Here is a 22,600-nt window from a genome sequence, read left to right as displayed (position 1 = left end):
AAGGAGTGGCAATGCACTACGGGTTTGATATTGGCGGCAGTAAAATCGCACTCGGTCTCTTTGACGCCGGGCGGCGGTTACAGTGGGAAACGCGTATTGCCACGCCCCACGAAAGTTACGACGCCTTTCTGCAGGCTATCGCCGCGCTGGTGGCGGAAGCCGATCGCCGTAGCGGCGTGAAGGGCAGCGTCGGCATTGGCATTCCGGGGATGCCGGAAACTGCCGATGGCACGCTCTACGCCGCCAATCTGCCCGCCGCCAGCGGGCAGGCGCTGCGCCGCGATCTCAGCCATCTGCTCGATCGCGACGTGCGTATCGATAACGATGCCAACTGTTTTACCCTTTCAGAAGCCTGGGATGAGGAGTTTCGCCGCTATCCGCTGGTGATGGGGTTGATCCTCGGCACCGGCGTCGGCGGCGGGCTGGTATTTAACGGTAAAGCGATCCCCGGGCGGCGCTTTATCACCGGCGAATTTGGCCATATTCGTCTGCCCGTCGATGCACTCTCTCTGATGGGTTTTGACTTTCCCCTTTTGCGCTGCGGCTGCGGCAATATCGGCTGTATTGAGAACTATCTCTCCGGTCGCGGTTTTGCATGGCTCTACCAACACTTCTATCATCAGACTCTGACAGCGCCGGAAATTATCGCGCGCTGGGAGCAGGGCGAGGCAAACGCGCGGGCGCATGTTGAGCGCTACGTCGATTTGCTGGCGGTCTGCCTTGGCAATATTTTGACGATTATCGACCCGGATCTGATAGTGATTGGCGGCGGATTATCCAACTTCAGCGCGCTGACCCGGCTGCTGCCGGATCGCATCGCGCCACACCTGTTACCGGCCGGCGACGTTCCCCGTATCGAACGCGCGCGCCACGGCGACGCGGGCGGTATGCGCGGCGCGGCCTTCCTTCACCTTGCAGACCACTCCTGAGAGGATGCCCATGCAATCGCGACGTTCACATCGTCTCAGCCGTTTTCGCCGCAACAAGCGCCGCCTGCGCGAGCGCTTACGCCAGCGAATCTTTTTCCGCGACATAATGGTGCATGACGTAATGGAAAAACCGAGAGTTGTTGTCTTAACCGGGGCGGGGATCTCCGCTGAATCCGGTATTCGAACCTTCCGCGCTGCGGATGGCCTGTGGGAAGAGCATCATGTGGAGGATGTGGCGACGCCGGAAGGTTTCGCCCGTAATCCGCAGCTGGTGCAGCGCTTCTATAACGATCGCCGCCGCCAGTTACAGCTGCCGGAGATCGCACCGAACGCCGCGCATCTGGCGCTGGCGAAGCTGGAAGAGGCGCTGGGCGATCGCTTTTTGCTGATCACGCAGAATATCGACAACCTGCATGAGCGCGCCGGCAATCAGCACATTATCCATATGCATGGCGAGCTGCTGAAAGTGCGCTGTTCGCAGAGCGGGCAGGTGCTGGAGTGGACCGGCGATGTTTCCGAAGAGGATAAGTGCCACTGCTGCCAGTTCCCCGCGCCGCTGCGCCCGCACGTGGTGTGGTTTGGCGAAATGCCGCTCGGCATGGATGAGATCTACAGCGCGCTGGCGATGGCGGATCTCTTTATCGCGATTGGTACCTCCGGGCATGTCTATCCCGCCGCCGGGTTTGTCCATGAGGCGAAGCTGCACGGCGCGCATACGGTCGAACTCAATCTCGAACCGAGCCAGGTCGGCAGCGAGTTTGAAGAGAAGCAGTATGGGCTGGCAAGCGAGGTTGTTCCGGCATTCGTCGACAAGCTGCTGAAGGGGCTATAAGCGCCTCGCCCGGTCGCGCAAGGTTGACCGGGCGGCTATGTTGTAATAATGTAAAAATTCTTATGAATTCGCTCGTTACGGAGCAAATGTCCCAATCTACGCTACGCTTTGCCAATACGACACCGCAGAGATTAGCGCCCAGGCTGCGCGGAGTTTTTCACGTACTCCGACGAGCGCAGCAGGCTAACCGCTGCCCTCATGCTCTGACTTATTTACCCGGCCATCGCTTTAAGGATAACGAGGGACAGCCACGATGAATCTCAACCACGACGCCCAATTGCAGACCCTACGCGACGCGCTGCAACAACGCCTCGATCACCTGTTACCCGCCGGTGCGCAGCAGGATCAGATCTACAGCGCGATGCGCGAAGGGACCCTGGTGGCGGGCAAGCGTGTCCGCCCGCTGCTGCTGATGCTGGCCGCGCACGATCTTGGCTGCGATGTTGACCAGCGTGGGCTGCTCGATCTCGCCTGTGCCGTCGAAATGGTGCACGCCGCCTCGCTGATGCTGGACGATATCCCCTGCATGGATAACGCCGCGCTGCGCCGTGGACGCCCGACCATTCATCGCCAGTATGGTGAAAACGTCGCCATTCTGGCCGCCGTTGCGCTGCTGAGCCGCGCCTTTGGCGTGGTGGCAGAGGCACAGGGCTTATCGGCGGCCTGCAAAGCGGCATCCGTCGCGGAACTCTCCACCGCTGTGGGGCTTCAGGGCCTGGTGCAGGGTCAGTTTCTCGATCTGCATGAGGGCGACAAGGCGCGCAGCCCGGAAGCTATCCAGTTGACCAATGAGTTAAAAACCAGCCGCTTGTTTGATGCCACGCTGCAAATGGCGGCGATTGCCGCCGAGTCGACGCCGCAGGTGCGCGAGCGGCTGCGCTGTTTTGCCCTCGATCTCGGCCAGGCGTTCCAGCTGATGGACGATCTCACCGATGGGCTGAACGGCACCGGCAAAGATCTCAATAAAGATGATGGCAAATCGACGCTGGTGGCGATGCTGGGCGCGGAGGTTGTGCATCAGCGCCTGAGCGACCATCTGCGTAGCGCCGATGAACACCTTGCCAACGCCTGCCCGCGCGGCGTCTCCACCCGCCGCTTTATGCGCGCCTGGTTCGATAAACAGATGACGCTGTTTGGCGAAAGCCGGGCGACGACGCTGCCGGGGTGCTAGCACATGAAGGATCTGGCGAAACGTAAAAACGATCACCTCGATATCGTCCTTAACAGCCCACACAGCGCCATGAAACGCACCACCGGCTTTGAGCAGTGGCGTTTTGAACACTGCGCGATGCCGGAGCTGCATCTGGATGAGATCGATCTTGGCTGCAGGCTGTTTGGCAAATCCCTGCGCGCACCGCTGCTGATCAGTTCCATGACCGGCGGTGCCAGCCGCGCGGCGATGATCAACCGCCATCTGGCGCAGGCGGCGCAGCAGCTTGGTCTGGCGATGGGGGTTGGCTCACAGCGCGTGGCGCTGGAGAGCAAAGAGAACTCTGGCTTAACCCGTGAACTGCGCCAGCTGGCACCGGATATCGCGCTGCTCTCAAACCTCGGCGCGGCGCAGATTGCCGGGCCTGAGGGCGTCGATTACGCGCGGCGCGCGGTGGAGATGATTGAAGCCGACGCGTTGATTATTCACCTCAATCCACTCCAGGAAGCGCTGCAAAGCGGCGGCGATCGCGACTGGCGTGGCGTGCTGTCAGCGATTGAGAAAACCGTGGCGGCACTTCCCGTCCCGGTGGTAGTTAAAGAGGTGGGGGCCGGTTTATCCGTCAATGTCGCGCGCCAGTTGAGTGAGGCCGGTGTGGCGATGCTTGATGTCGCCGGGGCAGGCGGCACCAGCTGGGCGGCGGTGGAGGGCGAGCGCGCCGCGCAGGCTCATCATCGCGCTGTGGCAATGGCCTTTGCCAACTGGGGTATTCCGACCGCGCAGGCGCTGACCGAACTGCAACAGGCGATGCCGGAGATGCCGCTTATCGCCTCCGGCGGTATTGCTAACGGCATTGATGCGGCGAAAGCGCTGCGGCTGGGTGCGTCGCTGGTGGGCCAGGCTGCGGCCGTGCTCGGCAGCGCCACCGTCTCGTGTGAAACCGTCGCCGCCCACTTCCAGGTGGTGATCGATCAACTTCGTGTCGCCTGTTTCTGCACCGGCAGCGCTAACCTGGAGGCGCTACGCCAGGCGACGCTGGTGCGTGAAGCATGAGCCACTATGCTGTGATCTCACCGCCGCTCTATAGCCATATGCGCGCGCTGGAAGCGCTGGCACAGGCGCTTATCGCGCGCGGACATCGCATCACCTTTGTTAATCAGGCCGGGGCGCAGCAGTTATTGCAGGATCCGCGCATCGGCTTTTGCGCGGTCGGCGAAAAGAGCCATCCGCCCGCCCGCCTGCAACGCACTTTACGCCTGATGGCCCATCCCGCAGGGCCGGGCATCATTCGGCTGATCAAGGATCTGGCAAGCACCACCGATATGCTCTGCCACGCGCTGCCTGCGGTATTGGCGCAGCTTGGCGTCGACGGGGTGATTGTCGATCAGATGGAGCCTGCTGGTGGGCTGGTGGCAGAGGCGCTGGGGTTGCCGTTTGTCTCTGTCGCCTGCGCGCTGCCCGTTAACCGGGATGAAACCATCCCGCTGCCGGTGATGCCTTTTCGCTATGCGCCCGGCGAGCGGCGCAAGAAACTCTACCGTGCCAGCACCCAGGTCTATGACAAAGTGATGGCGCGCCAGAATGCGGTGATCGCCCGGCATGCGCGCCGCTTTGGCATCCCTGAGCGTAACGCGATGCATGAGTGCCTCTCGCCGCTGGCGCAGATCAGCCAGACGCTGGCCTGCTTCGATTTCCCGCGCCAGCTTCCCGCCTGGTTCCACGCGGTCGGGCCGCTGCGCCAGCCGCAGGAGATTACGTCGCATAATCACTCTGGCGCTGAACGCCCGTTGATTTTTGCCTCACTCGGCACCTTGCAGGGGCACCGCTACCGGCTGTTTCGCACCATTGCCCGCGCCTGTCGGCGCATGAATGTTCGCTTATTGATCGCCCACTGTGGTGGGCTGAACGCGCGCCAGGTGGAGAAGCTGATCGCTCGTGGGGCGGAAGTGACCGACTTTGCCGATCAGACGGCGGTGATGCGCGACGCCGATGTGGTGGTCACCCACGGCGGCATGAATACCGTGATGGACGCCATCAATAGCAGCACACCGATTCTGGTGATCCCGCTGGCCTTCGATCAGCCCGGCGTCGCGGCGCGGGTGGAGTACCACCAGATTGGTCGCCGGGTGTCACGCTTTGCCAGCAGTGCGCGGGTGGAGAAAAACCTGCGCGCGCTGCTGGCGGATAATCGTTACGCCATCAAGCTTGCCGAGATGCAGCAACCGCTGCAGGAGGCGGGCGGCGCACCGCGCGCCGCGCAAATCGTTGAACTTGCGCTGACCAGCAGGCAGCCGGTCATGGCGGGTGCGCTATGAGCCCGCGCTGGGATCTGATCCTCGTCGGCGGCGGGCTGGCGAATGGCCTTATCGCCTGGCGTCTGCACCATGCCCGGCCCGATCTGCGCCTGCTGATGGTTGAAGCGGGCGCGCAGCCGGGCGGCAATCACACCTGGTCTTTCCATCAGGCTGATCTGACACAGGCGCAGCACAGCTGGATCGCCCCGCTGGTCAGCCACCGCTGGCCGGGTTACGAAGTGCGTTTTCCGGCGCGCCAGCGCACGCTGGAGGGCGGCTATCTCAGCATCAGCTCAGAGCACTTCGCACAGAAAATTACTGACACTCTTGGCGCTGCGCTGTTAACCGATACGCCGGTGGCGAGCCTGACGCCGCAGAGCGTCACCCTTGAGAGCGGCGAAACGCTGCACGCCGGGGCGGTGATCGACGGGCGCGGCTATCTGCCGGATGCCCATCTGACCCCCGGCTTTCAATCTTTCCTCGGCCAGCACTGGCAGCTTGCCGAGCCGCACCAGCTTCAGCAGCCGATTTTGATGGATGCCACCGTCAGCCAGGCGGACGGGTACCGTTTTGTCTACACCTTGCCACTCTCGGCGCGCGAGGTGCTGATCGAAGATACCCACTATATTGACCGGCCCACTCTCAGCGGCGATGAGGCGCGTCAGCACATCGCGGATTACGCGCGCCAGCAGGGCTGGACGCTGACAACGCTGGTGCGCGAAGAGCAGGGCAACTTGCCGATCACGCTGGATGGTAATATCCGCGCCTTCTGGCAGTCGCGCGCGCCGCAACCCTGTAGCGGCCTGCGCGCCGGGCTGTTTCACGCCACTACCGGTTACTCCCTGCCGCACGCGGTGGCGCTGGCGGATCTTATTGCTGAGCAGCCGGTGCCTGAGGGCGACAAACTCTTTACCCTGATCAAGCACTATGCTGAGCGCGTCTGGCGTCAGCAGCGCTTCTACCGCATGCTCAACCGCATGCTGTTTCTGGCGGGTGACGCCAGCGCACGCTGGCAGGTGATGCAGCGTTTTTATGGCCTCAACCCGGCGCTCATCGCCCGCTTCTACGCCGACAGACTTACCTTTTTTGATAAAGCGCGGATCCTGACAGGAAAACCGCCGGTACCGGTGGGCGAAGCCATGCGCGCCGTACTTAAACACACACCTGGACTGCGAGCCTTCAATCATGAATAAAACCATCGTCATCGGGGCCGGATTCGGCGGGCTGGCATTAGCCATTCGCCTGCAGGCGGCGGGCGTGCCGACCGTGCTGCTGGAGCAGCGCGACAAGCCGGGCGGCCGCGCCTATGTCTATCAGGATCAGGGCTTTACCTTTGACGCCGGGCCAACGGTGATTACCGATCCCAGCGCCATAGAAGAACTCTTTACCCTTGCGGGTAAAAAGATGGCGGATTATGTCGACCTGCTGCCGGTGACGCCGTTCTATCGCCTCTGCTGGGAGCAGGGGAAGGTGTTTGATTACGATAACGATCAGGCTCGTCTGGAGGCGCAGATCCGCCGCTTTAACGAGCGCGACGTCGAGGGCTATCGCCGTTTTCTCGACTACTCAAAAGCGGTATTTAAAGAGGGCTACCTGAAGCTCGGCACCGTCCCGTTCTTATCCTTCCGCGATATGTTGCGCGCCGGCCCGCAGCTGATGCGCTTGCAGGCGTGGCGCAGCGTCTACAGCATGGTCTCCAAATTTATTGAAGATGAGCACCTGCGCCAGGCCTTCTCTTTCCACTCGCTGCTGGTGGGCGGTAACCCCTTTGCCACCTCGTCAATCTATACGCTGATCCACGCCCTTGAGCGGGAGTGGGGCGTCTGGTTTGCCCGCGGCGGCACCGGGGCGCTGGTGCAGGGAATGGTGAAGCTGTTTGAAGATCTCGGCGGCACGCTGGAACTGAATGCCGAAGTGAGCAAGCTGGAGGCGGACGGTAAACGCATCACCGGCGTCGAGTTAAAAGATGGCCGTCGTATTGCCGCCGCCGCGGTGGCGTCGAATGCCGATGTGGTGCACACCTACGAGAAGCTGCTCGGCCACCATCCGACCGGGGCGAAACGCGCCGCTTCGCTGAAGCGTAAGCGCATGAGTAACTCGCTGTTTGTGCTCTACTTTGGTCTCAATCATCACCACGATCAGCTGGCGCACCACACCGTCTGCTTCGGGCCGCGCTATAAAGAGCTGATTGAGGAGATCTTCCACGGCGAAGCGCTGGCGGAGGATTTCTCACTCTACCTGCACGCGCCTTGCGTCACCGACCCCTCGCTGGCACCGCCCGGCTGCGGCAGCTACTACGTCCTTGCGCCGGTGCCGCACCTTGGCACGGCGAAGATCGACTGGGCCGTCGAAGGGCCGCGCCTGCGCGATCGCATCTTTGCCTATCTGGAGCAGCACTATATGCCCGGCCTGCGCGAACAGCTGGTCACCGAGCGCATGTTTACCCCAATCGATTTCCGCGACCAGCTTAGCGCGCACCTGGGTTCCGCCTTCTCCGTGGAGCCGATCCTGCGCCAGAGCGCGTGGTTCCGCCCTCATAACCGCGATAGCGAGATCGACAACCTCTACCTGGTCGGCGCAGGGACTCACCCTGGCGCGGGTATTCCCGGCGTGATTGGTTCGGCGAAAGCGACGGCGGGGCTGATGGTCGAGGCGCTCAGCGGATGAATGATGCGTTGATGAGCCATGCGACGGAAACGATAACCGTCGGCTCGAAAAGTTTTGCCACCGCTTCAAAACTGTTTGATCCCGCCACGCGCCGCAGCGCACTGATGCTCTATGCCTGGTGCCGCTACTGCGATGATGTGATTGATGAGCAGGAGCTTGGCTTTCGCGCTGAAGTGCCGCAGCAGGAGAGCGCGCTGGCGCGCCTTGCGATGCTGCGGCGCGAAACTCAGCGTGCCTTTGACGGCGAAGCGATGAGCGAACCGGCGTTTGCCGCTTTCCAGGAGGTGGTCACGCAGCATGAGATGCCCGCTCACCTGGCTTTTGAGCACCTTGAGGGTTTCGCCATGGACGTACGCGAAACTCACTACCAGACTTTTGACGATACGCTGCGCTACTGTTATCACGTCGCGGGCGTGGTTGGCCTGATGATGGCGTGGATCATGGGCGTGCGCGATGATGCAGTGCTCGATCGCGCCTGCGATTTAGGGCTGGCGTTTCAGTTAACCAATATCGCCCGCGATATCGTTGAAGATGCGGAAAATGGGCGCTGTTATCTTCCTGCGCAGTGGCTGGCGGAGGAGGGGATGACGGCCAGTGAGATTGCCGACCCGGCGAAACGGCAACATATCGCGCGGCTGGCACGCAGGCTGGTGATGGCCGCTGAGCCCTATTACGCGTCGGCGAAAGCCGGATTGCGCGGTCTGCCGCTGCGCTCGGCATGGGCGATTGCCGCCGCGCACGGCGTTTACCGGCAGATTGGCATTAAAGTGATGGCCGCCGGAGCGGCAGCGTGGGAACAGCGGCAGGGCACCAGCAAGGCCGAGAAACTCGGCTTACTGGCGAAAGGGGCGGGGATGGCGCTTACTTCCCGTCTGTCGCGGTCTGCGCCGCGTCCTGCTCACCTGTGGCAGCGTCCTCGCGCGCGCTGACCTTCTCTGCATGTTCCGCCCGTTTACGCTGGCGCAGGGTCTGTTGCAGATCCTCAACCGGCGGGGCATAGAGAAAACCAAACGAGACACAGTCGGCTTTGCCGCGCACCGCGTGGTGCAGGCGGTGAGCCATATAGAGGCGTTTCAGGTAGCCGCGGCGCGGCACGTAGCGAAACGGCCAGCGCTGATGCACCAGCCCGTCGTGCACCATAAAGTAGAGCGCGCCATACAGCGTCATGCCTGCGCCAATCCACTGTAACGGCCAGAAACCGGCGGTACCGAGGGCGATCAGCACAATTGCCAGCAGGGCGAAAACCACGGCGTAGAGATCGTTAACTTCAAACGCGCCGGTTCGCGGTTCGTGGTGCGAGCGGTGCCAGCCCCATCCCCAGCCATGCATGACATATTTATGCGCAAGCGTAGCGATAATCTCCATCGCGGCGACGGTGGCAAGCGTGATCAGCGTGTTCCATAAGACGAGCATCGGTATCCCTTATTAACCGGACATCCATTGACTCTAGTGCAGTCGCGTGGATACACAACGACAGCGGCGGGTTTTTTATCGCCGTCCGCTGCGAAAAATGTCACACCGGACGGCAATAAGCGGGCTTAACGACCGGCTTTTAGCTTCTGATAATACTCTTCATACAGGGCGCTGGCGCTGCCAACGTCATTCTGCCACTCGCCCTTGCTGATGGTTTCCGCATCCGGGTAGAGGGATTTGTCGTTAGCCACCTCTGGCTTGAGCAACTTACGTGCGGCGAGGTTTGGCGTCGGGTAGCCGATGGTTTCCGCCACCTGTTTGGCGATCTCGGGGCGCAGCAGGAAGTTAATCAGCTTCAGCGCGCCGTCGACGTTTTTCGCATTCGCCGGAATAGCAAGGCTGTCCATCCAGAAGATACCGCCCTCTTTAGGCCACACCACCTCTAGCGGCGTGCCCGCTTCGCGCGCAACGAACGCCGAGCCATTCCACACCATCCCGAGATTCACTTCCCCCTCCATATAGGGGTTAGCCGGGTTATCGGAGTTAAAGGCGGCGACGTTCGGCATCAGTTTTTGCAGCTCTTTATAGGCCGCTTCAATCTCTTTCGGGTCGGTGGTGTTGCCAGAGTAACCGAGCTTGCGCAGCGCCATCTGGAACACTTCGCGCGCATCATCCGTCAGCAGCAGGCTGCTTTTATACTCCGGTTTCCACAGATCGGCCCAGCTGGTGACGCTTTTCGGATCGATCGCGTCGCTATTGATGCCAATCGCCGTTGCGCCCCAGATGTAGGGAATCGAGTAGTCATTGCTCGGGTCAAAGGGCTTGTTGAGCATCTGCGGATCGAGGTTGTGGAAGTTGGTCAGCTTCGACTTATCGATCTTCTGAATCATCCCCTCTTTGCGCATTTTGTCGACAAAGTAGGTGGAAGGCACCACCAGATCGTAGGCACCCTCTTTATAGGTTTTCAGCTTGGCGTACATCGTCTCATTCGACTCGTAGGTCGAGTAGATCACTTTGATGCCGGTCTCTTTGGTGAACTGCTCCAGCAGGCCTGGCGGCACATACTCGGTCCAGTTATAGAAGTAGATCGTTTTGTTATCATCCGCGTGGGCGGCGCTGATACCGAAGGCGAGCGCGCCTGCGGCGAGCAGGTGGCGTGACCATTTTTTCATTAAGATGTCCTCTTAGCTTTCGTCGTATCGCGAGCAATCAGCTGGCTGGCGATCACCAGCACCAGCGACAGCACTAACAGAATCGTGGCCAGCGCGTTCACTTCCGGCGAGACGCCCACTTTGACCATCGAATAAATTTTCAGCGGCAGGATCTCATACCCTGGTCCGGTAACAAACGAAGAGACCACGACGTCATCCATCGACAGGGTAAAGCTGAGCAGCCAGCCCGCCGCCACGGCAGGCATCGCCAGTGGCAGGATAATCTTGCGCAAAATGGTGAACTCGCTGGCACCGAGATCTTTCGCTGCCTCCAGCATCCGCACATCAAACCCTTTCAGGCGCGAAAAGACCGTTACCACCACAAAAGGCAGGCAGAAAGTGATATGCGAGAAGAGCAGCGACATAAAGCCGAGCTGCACGCCGAGCAGCATAAACAGCACCAGCAGGGAGATGGCCATCACGATATCCGGCGACATCATCACTACAAACAGCATGCCGCTGACAAACGGCTTGCCGCGAAAGCGATAGCGGTAAAGCGCCACCGCCGTCAGCGCGCCGATAAGCGTCGCGAAGGTGGCGGATAACACCGCCATGGTCAGCGAGTGCTGCGCCGCCTGCAACAGGCTGTCGTTATTCATCAGCAGGCCGTACCACTTGGTGGAGAAGCCCTGCCAGTTGATGCCAAAGCGCGAACTGTTAAACGAATTCACGATCAGAATGATGATCGGAATATAGAGGTAAGCGTAAATGGCGGCCATAAAACCGCCTCTGAAGAGACGACCGATCATTCCAGCTCCACCTTTTTGTTAAGCAGACGCGCGGCGCGCCAGTAAACCAGCAGCATCAGCCCCATCACCAGCGTCAGGGTGATACTGGTCGCGGAGCCGAACGGCCAGTCGCGAATATTGAGGAACTGGCTCTTAATGACGTTGCCGATCAGCAGGTTTTTCGCCCCGCCCATAAGATCCGAGACGTAGAACAGCCCCATTGCCGGCAGCATCACCAGCAGGCAACCGGCGATAATCCCCGGCATGGTCAGCGGAATAATAATGCGCAGAAAGGTTTGCAGCTTGCTGGCACCGAGATCTTTTGCCGCTTCCAGCAGCGGTTTGTCGAGCTTCTCAATGCTGGAGTAGAGCGGCATCACCATAAACGGCAGCAGGATATAGACCAGGCCAATAATCACCGCGCCCGGCGTAAACATGATGCGCACTGGCGTGTCGATCACCCCCAGCCAGAGCAGGAACTCGTTGAGGTAGCCTTTAGTGCTGAGGAAGATCTTCAGCCCGTAGATACGGATCAGCGAGTTAGTCCAGAAGGGGACGATCAGCAAAAAGAGCAGCAGCGGGCGTACGTTCGCCGGAAGCTTTGCCAGAAACCAGGCAAACGGGTAGCCGAGCAGCAGGCAGGCGAAGGTGGCAATCAGCGCCATATTCAGCGAGTGCAGCAGCACATCGAAGTAGAGCGGATCGAGCAGCCGTGCGTAGTTATCCAGCGTGAAGACCAGCTTGACGAAGTTGGCGTCGTCGCGGGTCAAAAAGCTGGTGGCGATGATCATCAGGTTCGGCAGGAAGACAAACAGCACCAGCCAGCCGACGATGGTGGCGATCACCGCTTTCTGGAATTTACTTGTGCTCTTCATCAGCCAGCACGACCTCCCAGCTTTCGACCCAGTTGATGGCCATCTTCTGATCCAGCGAGTGGTCAAAGTCGGGATCGTCTTCGTTGAAGAACTCGCTGACCATCACCATCTTGCCGTTTTCCAGCTCAACCATCGACTCCAGCGTCATGCCTTTATAGTTGCGCTCGCGCACGTAGCCAATCAGCCCTTCGACCTCGGCGATGTCGTTGATCTCTTCGACGCGCAGATCTTCCGGGCGCAGCAGCACATTGAGCTGCTGACCACTCTCTACCGGGAAGTTGACGTAAATATTGCACTCACGCCCTTCAATGTTGGCACGCACGCGGCTCTCGTCGAGACGCTCAATCACCGTGGCGTTGAAGATATTGATTTCGCCGATAAAGCTGGCAACAAAGAGGTTTTTCGGCTCTTCGTAGATCTCGCGCGGCGTGCCGTCCTGCTCGATGCGCCCGTTACGCATCACCACGATGCGATCGGACATCGTCAGCGCTTCTTCCTGATCGTGGGTCACAAAGACGAAGGTGATGCCGAGTTTACGTTGCAGGGCTTTCAGTTCGTTCTGCATCTGCTTGCGCAGCTTGTAATCGAGGGCGGAGAGGGACTCATCCAGCAGCAGTAAACGCGGTTTATTCACCACCGCGCGGGCGATGGCGACGCGCTGCTGCTGGCCGCCGGAGAGCTGGTGCGGTTTACGCTGGGCGAACTCGTCAAGCTGCACCATGCGCAGCGCTTCGGTGACGCGCGGGGTAATCTCGGCCGCTGGCGTCTTTTGCATCCGCAGGCCAAACGCCACGTTTTCAAATACGGTCATGTGCGGGAAGAGGGCGTAACTTTGAAAAACGGTGTTCACGTGGCGATGTTCCGCCGGAACGTCGGTAATATCCTGGTTATCTAACTGGATATGGCCGACATCGACGCTCTCAAGCCCGGCAATCAGGCGCAGAACCGTAGTTTTACCGCAGCCGGAAGGGCCGAGCAGCGTAAGAAATTCGCCGTTATTAATGGTGAGATTGAAATCGGAGATTACCGTTTTGCCATCAAAGCTTTTGCGCAGACCGGCCAGCTCAACCAGCGGCGAACGCGAACGCGATTGTGTATTCAATTTTTGACTCTGTCCCGTGTTTGCGCATCGAAGGGCGTATCAGATGCGGGGTTTGTGATTAACCACCTTCAGGGTTGTGCACGATTTAAGGCCAGGCATTCTACGGCAAAGCGGTTAAATCGCCAATCGTTGATGGCTTTTCGCCGCTCAATCAGTCACTTTCTCAACTACGTTTAATACGACGACCTTTAAAATATTCTCGTTTGCCGGGTAAAAGTGACCTGACGCAATATTTGTCTTTTCACGCTTACTGATAATGTTGTGACATTTTGTTAGGGGGCTTTATGGATAAGTTATTAGAGCGCTTTTTGCAGTACGTAACGCTGGATACGCAATCGAAGCCCGGCGTGCGGCAGGTGCCAAGCACGGATAGTCAATGGAAGCTCCTGCATCTACTGCAAGACCAGCTTAAAGAGATGGGGCTGGTGAACGTGACCTTAAGCGATAAGGGCACGCTGATGGCAAAACTGCCATCCAACGTCGACAAGCCGGTTCCGGCGATTGGTTTTATCTCCCACGTCGACACCTCGCCCGACTTCAGCGGCAAAAACGTTAACCCACAGATCCTCGAAAACTACCGTGGCGGCGATATTGCGCTGGGTGTCGGCGATGAGATCCTCTCACCGGTGATGTTCCCGGTGCTGCACCAGCTGCTTGGCCATACGCTGATCACCACCGACGGCAAAACCCTGCTCGGCGCGGATGATAAAGCGGGCGTGGCGGAGATCATGACCGCGCTGGCGGTGCTGAAGACAAAAAACATTCCCCATGGCGATATCTGCGTGGCGTTCACGCCCGATGAAGAGGTGGGCAAAGGGGCGAAATATTTCGATGTTGAGGCCTTTGGCGCGAAGTGGGCCTACACCATGGATGGCAGCGGCATTGGCGAGCTGGAGTTTGAGAACTTCAACGCCGCGTCGGTGACGGTGAAAATCGTCGGTAATAACGTCCACCCCGGCACCGCAAAAGGGGTGATGGTCAATGCCATGACGCTTGCCAGCAAAATTCATGCGCGCATACCGGAAGAGGAGAGCCCGGAGCAGACCGAAGGGTATGAGGGCTTTTATCATCTCACCAGCATTAAAGGCACGGTGGATCGCGCCGAGATGCACTATATCATCCGCGATTTTGAGCGCTCATCGTTTGAAGCGCGTAAACGTAAGATGATGGAGATCGCCAAAGAGGTGGGCAAAGGGCTGCACCCGGATTGCTATATCGAACTGGTGATTGAAGATAGTTATTACAATATGCGCGAGAAGGTGGCAGAGTTCCCGCACATTATCGACATTGCCCAGCAGGCGATGCGCGATTGTGATATCGAACCGCAGATGAAACCGATCCGCGGCGGCACCGACGGCGCACAGCTCTCCTTTATGGGGCTGCCCTGCCCGAATATCTTTACCGGCGGCTACAACTATCATGGCAAACACGAGTTCGCCACCCTGAACGGCATGGAAAAAGCGGTGCAGGTGATTGTGCGGATCGCGGAGTTAACTGCCGAAAGGCAGACCGCGCAGGGGTGATTCCCGGCGCGGTAGGCATTGCCGGATGGCGGCGTACAGGTTTGCATGTTTTTTGGATTTTGTAGGCCTGATAAGCGTAGCGCCATCAGGCAGTATGTCGGGCGCGGAGCTCATTGCCGGATGGCGGCGCAAGCGCCTTATCCGGCCTACGGGTTCGCATGTTTTTTTGGGTTTTGTAGGCCTGATAAGCGTAGCGCCATCAGGCAGTAAGTCGGGCGCGGAGCTCATTGCCGGATGGCGGCGCAAGCGCCTTATCCGGCCTACGGGTTCGTATGTTTTTTGGGTTTTGTAGGCCTGATAAGCGCAGCGCCATCAGGCAGTATGTCGGGCGCGGTGCGCATTGCCGGATGGCACGTTTTTTTGGTTTTGTAGGCCTGATAAGCGCAGCGCCATCAGGCAGTATGTGGGGCACGGTGCGCATTGCCGGATGGCATGTTTTTTTGAGTTTTGTAGGCCTGATAAGCGCAGCGCCATCAGGCAACAGGCGTTACGAATGGAAAAGGAGTTTCCAGATGTCTGACTATCGTCGTCATTATGTGCCTGGCGGCACGTGGTTTTTCACCGTCAACCTGCGCGACAGGCGCAGCGATCTTCTTACCCGCCATATTGATACTCTGCGTCATGCAACCCTCACGGTGAAACGCCGCCAGCCTTTTCATATCAATGCCTGGGTTATCCTGCCGGAGCATATGCACTGCATCTGGACGTTACCCGAAAACGATGATGATTTTTCCGGGCGCTGGCGCGAGCTTAAGAAAGCCTTTAGCAAGTCGCTCAGGCAGAAAGAGATCTGGCAGCCGCGCTTTTGGGAGCACACCATCCGCGATGAGCGGGATTACCGGCATCATATGGATTATGTGTATATCAACCCGGTTAAACATGGATTTGTGAAATGTACCGCGCAATGGCCCTTTTCCACCTTTCATCGCGATGTCCGCGCCGGAGTGTATCCGAAGGATTGGGCAGGGGAGATAGCCGATATGGAGGCCGGGGAAAGGCGGTAATGCATTGCCGGATGGCGGCGTACCGCCTTATCCGGCCTACGGTTTGGGATGGTTTTGTCGGTCATTGCCGGATGGCGGCGTGAACGCCTTATCCGGCCTACGGTTTGGAGGGGGGTTGTAGGCCTGATAAGCGCAGCGCCATCAGGCATGATGCCCGATGGCGCCACAGGATATTAATCCTCGAAGAACCAATACCCGCTGTTTACCAGGGCGGCAAGCATCGCGAGGAAGGAAGGATCGTCCAGCGCATCGCCAAACATCTCGCCGGATATAACGCTATGGCGAGCCAGCGCTTCGAGCGCCGGGCGGTGCGGGGAGTTGATCTTCTCGCCGTTGGCGTACACATCGTCGCCGATGCGCAGCACGCGCAGGCCGCCGAGACGGGCCAGCTTGTCGCCCTGTTTCAGCGCATCGTAGATCTCATCCGGCTGATAGGGCGGTTCCGGTGGAGCGACATCCAGCTCGTGACGCGACTGGGAGATAAACTCGCCGAGCCACTCGTTAAACTGCGCCTGCTGATTAATCAGCCCGAGCATCATCTCGCGCAGCTTATCCAGTTCCTGAGGCAGGATATCCGCCGGGTGATCGCGCTCCGGCACGTCCGGATCGCTGTAGCGCTGGCTGCCCAGTTCGCGTTGCAGCACGTAATCGGCAAAGCCGCTGATCAGCTCACGCCCGCTCGGTGCGCGGAAACCGACCGAGTAGTTGAGCGAATTCTCCAGCGAATAGCCCTCGTGCGGGAATCCTGGCGGAATATAGAGAATATCGCCCGGCTCCATCTCTTCATCGATGATCGCTTCGAAAGGATCGACCTGCAGCAGATCCGGGTGCGGGCAGTGCTGCTTCAGCGGCACTTTATCCCCGACGCGCCAGCGGCGACGGCCGGTACCCTGAATAATAAACACATCATACTGATCGAGGTGCGGGCCAACGCCGCCGCCCGGCACCGAGAAGGAGATCATCAGATCGTCGGTGCGCCAGTCCGGCAGTACGCGGAAGGGGCTCATCAGCGCCGCGGCAGGCTGATGCCAGTGGTTCACCGCCTGCACCAGCAGCGACCAGTTGTTTTCGCCCATGTGATCGTAACTCTCAAACGGGCCGTGGCTTACCTGCCATTTACCATCAAGATGGCTGACCAGGCGGCTGTCGACTTCATTCTCCATCGCCAGCCCCGCCAGTTCGTCCGGGCTAATCGGGTCGACGAAATCCTTGATTCCGCGTTTCAACACCACCGGACGTTTCTGCCAGTAGCGTTGAATAAAATCTGGCCAGTTTATCTCTACGTGATATTCCATATATATTTCCGGCAATTAATCATGGGCTGAATAATCGATTATAGCTGTGTTAAGGGGGTTCAGTCGCCCGTTATTCCCGTTTGCTGACGACCAAAAATCACTTCCATGCGCGCGCCGCCGAGCAGGCTGTCGCCGGTGAGGATCTGCCCGCCATACTGCTCGACGATCTCCCGCGCCACCGAAAGCCCGACGCCCTGGCCCGGACGCAGCGTGTCGGCGCGCTGACCGCGATCGAACACCAGCTCGCGTTTCGCCAGCGGAATGCCGGGGCCATCATCCTCGACAACAATGTGCAGCATGTCATCGCTCTGGTTAACAGAGACCTCAACAAACTCGAGGCAATATTTGCAGGCGTTATCCAGCACGTTGCCCATCACTTCCATAAAGTCGTTCTGCTCGCCGACAAAACCGACCTCCGGCGAGATATCGAGCGTGATATTAACCCCTTTGCGCTGATAGACCTTATTCAGCGCGGAAGTGAGGTTATCGAGCAGCGCGGCGACCGGATGCAGCTCGCGGCTGAGCATGCTGCTGCCGCGCATGGTGGCGCGGTGCAGGTAGTAGCCAATTTGCTGCGAGATGCGGCTGATCTGCTCAAGCATCACCGGTTCAGCCTCGCTGACGCTCATCTTGTCACTGCGCAGCGAGCGCAACGTGCTTTGCAGCACCGCCAGCGGGGTTTTCAGGCTGTGGGTGAGATCGGTCAAGGTGGTGCGATATTTGTCATAGCGCTCGCGCTCGCTTTTCAGCAAGCGGTTGAGGTTCTGCACCAGGCTGGTCAGCTCGCGGGTGGTTTCCGGGTTAAGCTGCTCGCGGTGGTGCTCCTCCAGCTCGCGCACTTCGCGCGCCAGATCCTCAATCGGCCGCAGGCTCCACCAGGCCGCCAGCCATAGCAGCGGGATCACCAGCAGCAGGTTGGCGGAGAGCACATAGATAAACCAGTTCCACACCATATAGGAGCGTTTAAGCTCGATCGGGATGGTATCGACTACTACGATGGTCAACTGCGGCATACGCGCGGTGGCAGGGTAGAGGTTCACCGCCACCGAGTGGGTCATTTCGGAGTCGCTGTCATCTTCGCGGATCGCTTTGAGTTGCTCCGACGCGGCGTGATCGTCGTTGATCAGCGTGCTGGTGGAGTCAATATCCGCTTCAATTTCGTGAAAACCATCGCTCTTCAGCCACTCCGGCTCAATACGCTTTTGCAACCACGGCACATTCCGCTGGGACCAGATCAGCTTGCCGTTTTTGTCGTAGATAAATGTCATGGTCGGGCTTTGCAGATCGAGGTTTTCCGGCAGGTCGATCTCCAGCTTGTTCTCTTTCCACTGCGCCAGCGTATAGAAGAGGTTGCTCTCGCCGCGCAGCAACCGGAAGGTGGTTTTATCGAAGCTGACGCTGTAGCCGACCAGCGCGACCACGCCATAGGCCAGCGACAGCACCATCACCACCGCGGCGGTGGCGAGTAAAAAGCGCACCCGCAGCGAGAGCGGGAAGAGGTGCCGCAGCAGGCGTTTCATTTTGGCAGTTCGAAAAGATAGCCCTGGCCGCGCACGGTGGTGATCACCTCATCGGGATACTGGGCCTGGATCTTTTTACGCAGGCGACCCATCAGCACGTCGATAGTATGGCTCTCGCGCAGTTCGGCATCGGGGTAGAGTTGCAGCATCAGCGAATCTTTGCTCACCACTTTGCCGCTGTTGCGGATCAGCGTCTCCATAATGGTGTATTCAAAGGCGGTGAGTTTGACCACTTCCTCGTTGACCGAGAGTTCGCGGCGTGAGAGGTCGACCTGGAACGGCGGCATTGAAATTAGCTGCGAGGCGAGGCCGCTGTTACGGCGCATCAGCGCCTGAATACGCGCCACCACTTCTTCAATATGGAACGGTTTGGTGACGTAATCATCGGCACCCGCGCTCAGCACTTCAACCTTATCTTGCCACCCTTCGCGCGCGGTAAGCACCAGCACCGGCAGCGAGACTTCATGGCTGCGCCAGCGGCGGATCAGCGACAGGCCATCTTCATCCGGCAGGCCAAGATCGACAATCGCGATATCCGGCAGGTGTTCGTTCAGAAAGTAATCCGCTTCCTTTGCATCTTCAGCGGCGTCGACCTGATGTCCCAGCTCCTGCAACTGCACTTTTAAGTGGTGGCGCAGCAGAGCATTATCTTCCACAACCAGTACGCGCATCGTCAGACCTCTCCCTTTATTTTTGGAGTGAATAGTTTAACGCTGATTTTGTTACAAGAGGGATAAACATTTACTCAACCGTAACAGGAAGATGCCCTCTTTCCGGCGAAAGAGGGCGGGCAGAGCGGGCGGGGATTATTTCAACTCATCAACCATGGTGATAGCGCGACCAATATAGTTGGCTGGCGTCATCGCTTTCAGGCGCACTTTTTCGTCCTCTGGCAGCGCCAGGCTGTCGATAAACTGCTTCATGCCTTCGGCATCAACGCGCTTACCGCGGGTCAGCTCTTTCAGTTTTTCGTACGGCTTCTCAATGCCGTAACGGCGCATCACCGTCTGAATCGGCTCGGCCAGCACTTCCCAGTTGTGATCCAGCTCATCCAGCAGGCGATCGCGGTTCACTTCCAGTTTGCTGACGCCTTTCAGAGTCGACTGGTAAGCGATCAGCGCATAGCCGACGCCAACGCCGAGGTTACGCAGCACCGTCGAGTCGGTCAGATCGCGCTGCCAGCGCGAGACCGGCAGTTTGCTCGCCAGATGTTGCAGCACGGCATTCGACAGGCCGAGGTTGCCTTCGGAGTTTTCAAAGTCAATCGGGTTCACTTTATGCGGCATGGTCGAGGAGCCGATCTCCCCGGCAATGGTCTTCTGCTTAAAGTGGTTGAGGGCGATATAACCCCAGACGTCGCGGTCGAAGTCGATGAGGATGGTGTTGAAGCGCGCCATGCAGTCAAACAGCTCGGCGATGTAGTCATGGGGCTCAATCTGCGTGGTGTAGGGGTTCCACTCAATGCCTAATGAGGTGACAAACTCTTCGCTGAACTGGTGCCAGTCCACTTCCGGATAGGCGGCGATATGGGCGTTATAGTTTCCAACCGCGCCGTTGATTTTGCCGAGAATTTCCACCTGGTTGAGCTGGCGGTACTGGCGCTCCATACGGTAGGCAACGTTCGCCATCTCTTTCCCGATGGTTGACGGGGTGGCCGGCTGACCGTGGGTGCGCGACAGCAGCGGAATATCACGGTACTCAACGGCCAGCGCTTTCACCGCATCAATCAGCTGACGCCAGTAAGGCAGGATCACCTCATCGCGGGCGCTTTTCAGCATCAGGGCGTGGGAGAGGTTGTTGATATCTTCGGAGGTGCAGGCGAAGTGGATAAACTCAGAGACCGCGTGCAGCTCCGGGACGTCGGCCACTTTCTCTTTCAGAAAGTACTCAACCGCTTTCACGTCGTGGTTGGTGGTGCGCTCAATGGTTTTGATGCGCTGCGCGTCTTCAACGGAGAAGTCCGCAACGATTTTATCGAGGAAACCGTTTGCGTGGTCGGCAAAAGCAGGAACTTCCTTGATCGCCGCGTGCGCCGCCAGTTTTTGCAGCCAGCGTACTTCAACCTGAACGCGAAACTTCAGCAAACCGAATTCGCTGAAGATCCCGCGCAGCGCGCTGACTTTATCGCCGTAGCGTCCATCGACAGGGGAAACGGCGGTCAGTGAGGATAATTCCATAAGTCACAACTCCGGGAGGTTAACAATGAGCGAGAATGTGTTTGGCCTGTGTCGACAGGCGATTACGGGAAAACATTAACTGTAGCCGACCGCCGCCCACCTGGTGCCACAGCACGGCGGCGCGGATGCCTGCCAGCAGGGTGGCGCGCACTTTGGCCTGCACCTGAGCGCTTTGCAAAATGGCAGGGGAGCCGGTGACCTGGATGCGCGGCCCGAGCGGGCTGATGACGTCGACATAGATCGCGGCCATCGCACTCAGCAGGGTGTCGGATTGCAGATCGAAGTGTTCAAGCTGGCGCTGCAGGCCGCCAATGCGGTTGCCGAGCGTCTCCATCGCCGCTTTTTTTGCCGCCAGCTTGCGCTCGAGCACCATCATGCTCAGGGTGTAGCGGGTCACTTCCCCGTTCAGCCCCTGGCGGTTGCTGCCGTTGAGCACGCCAAGCAGCGACTCGAGGCCAATGCGCAGGTTGGCTTCGCTGCCGCCAAACACACCGAGGGTGGAGTCCGGGTTCATATCGATAACGCTATTAAGGGAAACGTGCAGCGCGTCGGCGTCACAGTGGCCCTGGTGCGCAAGCTCCTGCACCAGACGTGCTGACTGACAGATGCCTGCCAGCGCCAGGGTAATGTCGTAATAGTTCTTCGCCACACTTACTCCTTTTTGTGCCCGCGTCTGAGTGCATCTGCGCGGGCGTTAGCCAGTCCGATATCGCTAAAACAGAGTTAAACCGGCAGCGGCAGGCGCTGCTCGATAATACCGCCGCCAAGGCAGACGTCATCCAGATAGAAGACGGCGGATTGACCCGGCGTGACGGCAGCTACCGGCTCGTCGAAACGCACTTCAATGCGATCGTCGTCCAGCGCCGTGACGGTGCAGGGGATATCCTGCTGGCGGTAGCGGGTTTTCACCGTACAGCGCAGCGTGCCGTTGACCGGCTCGCGATCGACCCAGTGCAGTTGCTGGGCAATCAGCCCGACCGACATCAGACGCGGGTGATCGTGGCCCTGGGCGACGATAAGGATATTGTTTTCGACATCTTTGTCGACCACATACCACGGATCTTCGCTGCCCTCTTTGGTGCCGCCGATGCCTAAGCCTTTGCGCTGGCCTAATGTGTGGTACATCAGGCCCTGATGTTCGCCGATCGCTTCGCCATCAACGGTGACGATTTTGCCCGGCTGTGCGGGCAGATAGCGGCCGAGGAACTCGCGGAATTTGCGCTCGCCGATAAAACAGATACCGGTCGAGTCTTTCTTCTTCGCGGTGGCAAGGCCCAGCTCTTCGGCGATTTTACGCACCTGCGGCTTTTCCAGCTCACCGACCGGGAAGAGGCTCTGGGCGATCTGTTCATGGCCCAGCGTATAGAGGAAGTAGCTCTGATCCTTATTGCCGTCGAGACCGCGCAGCAGGCGGCTTTTGCCGTCGACATCGGCGCGGCGCACATAGTGGCCGGTGGCAATATAATCCGCGCCAAGATCTTCGGCGGCGAACTCAAGGAAGGCTTTAAATTTGATCTCTTTGTTGCAGAGAATATCGGGGTTCGGCGTGCGCCCGGCTTTGTACTCCGCAAGGAAGTGCTCAAAGACGTTGTCCCAGTACTCTGCGGCAAAATTGACGGTGTGAAGCTCAATGCCGAGCTTGTCGCAGACGGCCTGCGCGTCGGCCAGATCCGCCGCCGCGGTGCAGTATTCCTCGCCGTCATCCTCTTCCCAGTTCTTCATGAACAGGCCTTCCACCTTATAACCTTGTTGCTGCAACAAGTAGGCGGAAACGGAAGAGTCGACACCGCCGGACATGCCGACGATCACTTTTTTTGGGCTATCAGACATAGAATACTCACAACGAAGAACTTCAGGGCGGCGTATTCTAGCACGCACTG

General features: G+C 59.0%; 21 protein-coding genes. 10 read left to right on the top strand and 11 right to left on the bottom strand.

What is annotated here, in order from left to right; genetic code table 11:
- Nucleotides 1-11 precede the first annotated feature (11 nt).
- The 8 genes from nagK to crtB all read left to right on the top strand — a co-directional run bounded on the left by nagK (nucleotide 12) and on the right by crtB (nucleotide 8,801).
- Nucleotides 12-929, top strand: a complete 918-nt coding sequence (gene nagK / locus N7V53_RS01860; RefSeq protein ID WP_279791805.1) for an N-acetylglucosamine kinase — start codon at nucleotides 12-14, stop codon at nucleotides 927-929.
- A 10-nt stretch (nucleotides 930-939) separates the two neighbouring features.
- On the top strand, nucleotides 940-1,761 hold the full coding sequence (gene cobB, locus N7V53_RS01855; protein WP_279791804.1) for a Sir2 family NAD+-dependent deacetylase: 822 nt from the start codon (nucleotides 940-942) through the stop codon (nucleotides 1,759-1,761).
- 253 nt (nucleotides 1,762-2,014) lie between these two features.
- The gene (locus N7V53_RS01850; RefSeq protein ID WP_023481413.1) at nucleotides 2,015-2,932 is read left to right on the top strand and encodes a polyprenyl synthetase family protein; all 918 of its coding nucleotides are present in this window, start codon (nucleotides 2,015-2,017) and stop codon (nucleotides 2,930-2,932) included.
- A gap of 3 nt (nucleotides 2,933-2,935) precedes the next feature.
- A complete protein-coding gene (gene fni / locus N7V53_RS01845; RefSeq protein ID WP_279791803.1) occupies nucleotides 2,936-3,964 on the top strand; it encodes a type 2 isopentenyl-diphosphate Delta-isomerase in 1,029 nt (342 codons plus the stop codon).
- Nucleotides 3,961-5,226 (top strand): glycosyltransferase, encoded by a 1,266-nt coding sequence (locus N7V53_RS01840; protein WP_279791802.1) that lies wholly within the window; start codon nucleotides 3,961-3,963, stop codon nucleotides 5,224-5,226. Before fni ends, N7V53_RS01840 begins: the two co-directional genes overlap by 4 nt.
- Nucleotides 5,223-6,398, top strand: a complete 1,176-nt coding sequence (gene crtY / locus N7V53_RS01835) for a lycopene beta-cyclase CrtY (RefSeq protein WP_279791801.1) — start codon at nucleotides 5,223-5,225, stop codon at nucleotides 6,396-6,398. The genes N7V53_RS01840 and crtY overlap by 4 nt, the downstream gene beginning before the upstream one ends.
- A complete protein-coding gene (locus tag N7V53_RS01830) occupies nucleotides 6,391-7,872 on the top strand; it encodes a phytoene desaturase (protein WP_279791799.1) in 1,482 nt (493 codons plus the stop codon). Before crtY ends, N7V53_RS01830 begins: the two co-directional genes overlap by 8 nt.
- A complete protein-coding gene (crtB, locus tag N7V53_RS01825) occupies nucleotides 7,869-8,801 on the top strand; it encodes a 15-cis-phytoene synthase CrtB (protein ID WP_279791798.1) in 933 nt (310 codons plus the stop codon). Before N7V53_RS01830 ends, crtB begins: the two co-directional genes overlap by 4 nt.
- On the opposite strand, the gene N7V53_RS01820 is transcribed toward crtB, so the two are convergent.
- From N7V53_RS01820 to potA, 5 genes are all read right to left on the bottom strand, one after another.
- Nucleotides 8,734-9,285 carry a sterol desaturase family protein gene (locus N7V53_RS01820; protein WP_279791797.1) on the bottom strand — a complete coding sequence of 184 codons (552 nt, stop codon included), beginning with the start codon at nucleotides 9,283-9,285 and terminating at the stop codon, nucleotides 8,734-8,736. The two genes, crtB and N7V53_RS01820, sit on opposite strands and share 68 nt — an antisense overlap.
- A 125-nt stretch (nucleotides 9,286-9,410) precedes the next feature.
- Nucleotides 9,411-10,457 (bottom strand): spermidine/putrescine ABC transporter substrate-binding protein PotD, encoded by a 1,047-nt coding sequence (potD, locus tag N7V53_RS01815; protein WP_124968616.1) that lies wholly within the window; start codon nucleotides 10,455-10,457, stop codon nucleotides 9,411-9,413.
- Nucleotides 10,457-11,245 (bottom strand): spermidine/putrescine ABC transporter permease PotC, encoded by a 789-nt coding sequence (gene potC, locus N7V53_RS01810; protein WP_023481287.1) that lies wholly within the window; start codon nucleotides 11,243-11,245, stop codon nucleotides 10,457-10,459. Before potC ends, potD begins: the two co-directional genes overlap by 1 nt.
- Entirely contained in the window at nucleotides 11,242-12,099 is an 858-nt protein-coding gene (gene potB / locus N7V53_RS01805) for a spermidine/putrescine ABC transporter permease PotB (protein ID WP_279791795.1), read from the bottom strand. Before potB ends, potC begins: the two co-directional genes overlap by 4 nt.
- The gene (gene potA, locus N7V53_RS01800; protein ID WP_279791793.1) at nucleotides 12,083-13,201 is read right to left on the bottom strand and encodes a spermidine/putrescine ABC transporter ATP-binding protein PotA; all 1,119 of its coding nucleotides are present in this window, start codon (nucleotides 13,199-13,201) and stop codon (nucleotides 12,083-12,085) included. Before potA ends, potB begins: the two co-directional genes overlap by 17 nt.
- Nucleotides 13,202-13,485: 284 nt before the next feature.
- Here potA and pepT point away from each other — a divergent pair, with 284 nt between their 5' ends.
- Complete coding sequence (pepT, locus tag N7V53_RS01795) at nucleotides 13,486-14,724, top strand: peptidase T (protein ID WP_279791792.1); 1,239 nt, start codon at nucleotides 13,486-13,488, stop codon at nucleotides 14,722-14,724.
- A 512-nt stretch (nucleotides 14,725-15,236) separates the two neighbouring features.
- Nucleotides 15,237-15,728: a transposase gene (locus tag N7V53_RS01790; protein ID WP_279791791.1), complete on the top strand. Its 492-nt coding sequence runs from the start codon at nucleotides 15,237-15,239 to the stop codon at nucleotides 15,726-15,728.
- Between the two features lie 173 nt (nucleotides 15,729-15,901).
- Here the strand turns inward: N7V53_RS01790 and N7V53_RS01785 are convergent, their stop codons facing one another.
- From N7V53_RS01785 to mnmA, 6 genes are all read right to left on the bottom strand, one after another.
- Entirely contained in the window at nucleotides 15,902-17,023 is a 1,122-nt protein-coding gene (locus N7V53_RS01785; protein ID WP_279791790.1) for a cupin domain-containing protein, read from the bottom strand.
- 59 nt (nucleotides 17,024-17,082) lie between these two features.
- Entirely contained in the window at nucleotides 17,083-18,543 is a 1,461-nt protein-coding gene (gene phoQ, locus N7V53_RS01780) for a two-component system sensor histidine kinase PhoQ (RefSeq protein ID WP_023481557.1), read from the bottom strand.
- Nucleotides 18,540-19,214 carry a two-component system response regulator PhoP gene (gene phoP / locus N7V53_RS01775; RefSeq protein ID WP_023481368.1) on the bottom strand — a complete coding sequence of 225 codons (675 nt, stop codon included), beginning with the start codon at nucleotides 19,212-19,214 and terminating at the stop codon, nucleotides 18,540-18,542. Before phoP ends, phoQ begins: the two co-directional genes overlap by 4 nt.
- A 135-nt stretch (nucleotides 19,215-19,349) precedes the next feature.
- Nucleotides 19,350-20,720: an adenylosuccinate lyase gene (gene purB, locus N7V53_RS01770; protein ID WP_279791789.1), complete on the bottom strand. Its 1,371-nt coding sequence runs from the start codon at nucleotides 20,718-20,720 to the stop codon at nucleotides 19,350-19,352.
- Between the two features lie 19 nt (nucleotides 20,721-20,739).
- A complete protein-coding gene (hflD, locus tag N7V53_RS01765; protein WP_023481656.1) occupies nucleotides 20,740-21,369 on the bottom strand; it encodes a high frequency lysogenization protein HflD in 630 nt (209 codons plus the stop codon).
- Nucleotides 21,370-21,443: 74 nt separating this feature from the next.
- Complete coding sequence (gene mnmA / locus N7V53_RS01760; RefSeq protein WP_042717548.1) at nucleotides 21,444-22,550, bottom strand: tRNA 2-thiouridine(34) synthase MnmA; 1,107 nt, start codon at nucleotides 22,548-22,550, stop codon at nucleotides 21,444-21,446.
- Nucleotides 22,551-22,600: the final 50 nt, after the last annotated feature.

Source organism: Kosakonia sp. HypNH10 (genome assembly GCF_029850615.1).
GTDB classification, from domain to species: domain Bacteria; phylum Pseudomonadota; class Gammaproteobacteria; order Enterobacterales; family Enterobacteriaceae; genus Kosakonia; species Kosakonia cowanii.
Note: the sequence above shows the minus strand (reverse complement) of the source record. Positions and strands in the feature narration are given on the sequence as shown.

What these genes read in the sequence shown, in the direction of transcription:
- cobB (WP_279791804.1), top strand. Translation starts at nt 940, where the DNA reads ATGCAATCGCGACGTTCACATCGTCTCAGCCGTTTTCGCCGCAACAAG.
- potD (WP_124968616.1), bottom strand. Translation starts at nt 10,457, where the DNA reads ATGAAAAAATGGTCACGCCACCTGCTCGCCGCAGGCGCGCTCGCCTTC.
- phoP (WP_023481368.1), bottom strand. Translation starts at nt 19,214, where the DNA reads ATGCGCGTACTGGTTGTGGAAGATAATGCTCTGCTGCGCCACCACTTA.
- fni (WP_279791803.1), top strand. Translation starts at nt 2,936, where the DNA reads ATGAAGGATCTGGCGAAACGTAAAAACGATCACCTCGATATCGTCCTT.
- mnmA (WP_042717548.1), bottom strand. Translation starts at nt 22,550, where the DNA reads ATGTCTGATAGCCCAAAAAAAGTGATCGTCGGCATGTCCGGCGGTGTC.
- N7V53_RS01785 (WP_279791790.1), bottom strand. Translation starts at nt 17,023, where the DNA reads ATGGAATATCACGTAGAGATAAACTGGCCAGATTTTATTCAACGCTAC.
- pepT (WP_279791792.1), top strand. Translation starts at nt 13,486, where the DNA reads ATGGATAAGTTATTAGAGCGCTTTTTGCAGTACGTAACGCTGGATACG.
- phoQ (WP_023481557.1), bottom strand. Translation starts at nt 18,543, where the DNA reads ATGAAACGCCTGCTGCGGCACCTCTTCCCGCTCTCGCTGCGGGTGCGC.
- nagK (WP_279791805.1), top strand. Translation starts at nt 12, where the DNA reads ATGCACTACGGGTTTGATATTGGCGGCAGTAAAATCGCACTCGGTCTC.
- potB (WP_279791795.1), bottom strand. Translation starts at nt 12,099, where the DNA reads ATGAAGAGCACAAGTAAATTCCAGAAAGCGGTGATCGCCACCATCGTC.
- N7V53_RS01850 (WP_023481413.1), top strand. Translation starts at nt 2,015, where the DNA reads ATGAATCTCAACCACGACGCCCAATTGCAGACCCTACGCGACGCGCTG.
- crtY (WP_279791801.1), top strand. Translation starts at nt 5,223, where the DNA reads ATGAGCCCGCGCTGGGATCTGATCCTCGTCGGCGGCGGGCTGGCGAAT.
- N7V53_RS01840 (WP_279791802.1), top strand. Translation starts at nt 3,961, where the DNA reads ATGAGCCACTATGCTGTGATCTCACCGCCGCTCTATAGCCATATGCGC.
- crtB (WP_279791798.1), top strand. Translation starts at nt 7,869, where the DNA reads ATGAATGATGCGTTGATGAGCCATGCGACGGAAACGATAACCGTCGGC.
- N7V53_RS01820 (WP_279791797.1), bottom strand. Translation starts at nt 9,285, where the DNA reads ATGCTCGTCTTATGGAACACGCTGATCACGCTTGCCACCGTCGCCGCG.
- N7V53_RS01830 (WP_279791799.1), top strand. Translation starts at nt 6,391, where the DNA reads ATGAATAAAACCATCGTCATCGGGGCCGGATTCGGCGGGCTGGCATTA.
- purB (WP_279791789.1), bottom strand. Translation starts at nt 20,720, where the DNA reads ATGGAATTATCCTCACTGACCGCCGTTTCCCCTGTCGATGGACGCTAC.
- potC (WP_023481287.1), bottom strand. Translation starts at nt 11,245, where the DNA reads ATGATCGGTCGTCTCTTCAGAGGCGGTTTTATGGCCGCCATTTACGCT.
- N7V53_RS01790 (WP_279791791.1), top strand. Translation starts at nt 15,237, where the DNA reads ATGTCTGACTATCGTCGTCATTATGTGCCTGGCGGCACGTGGTTTTTC.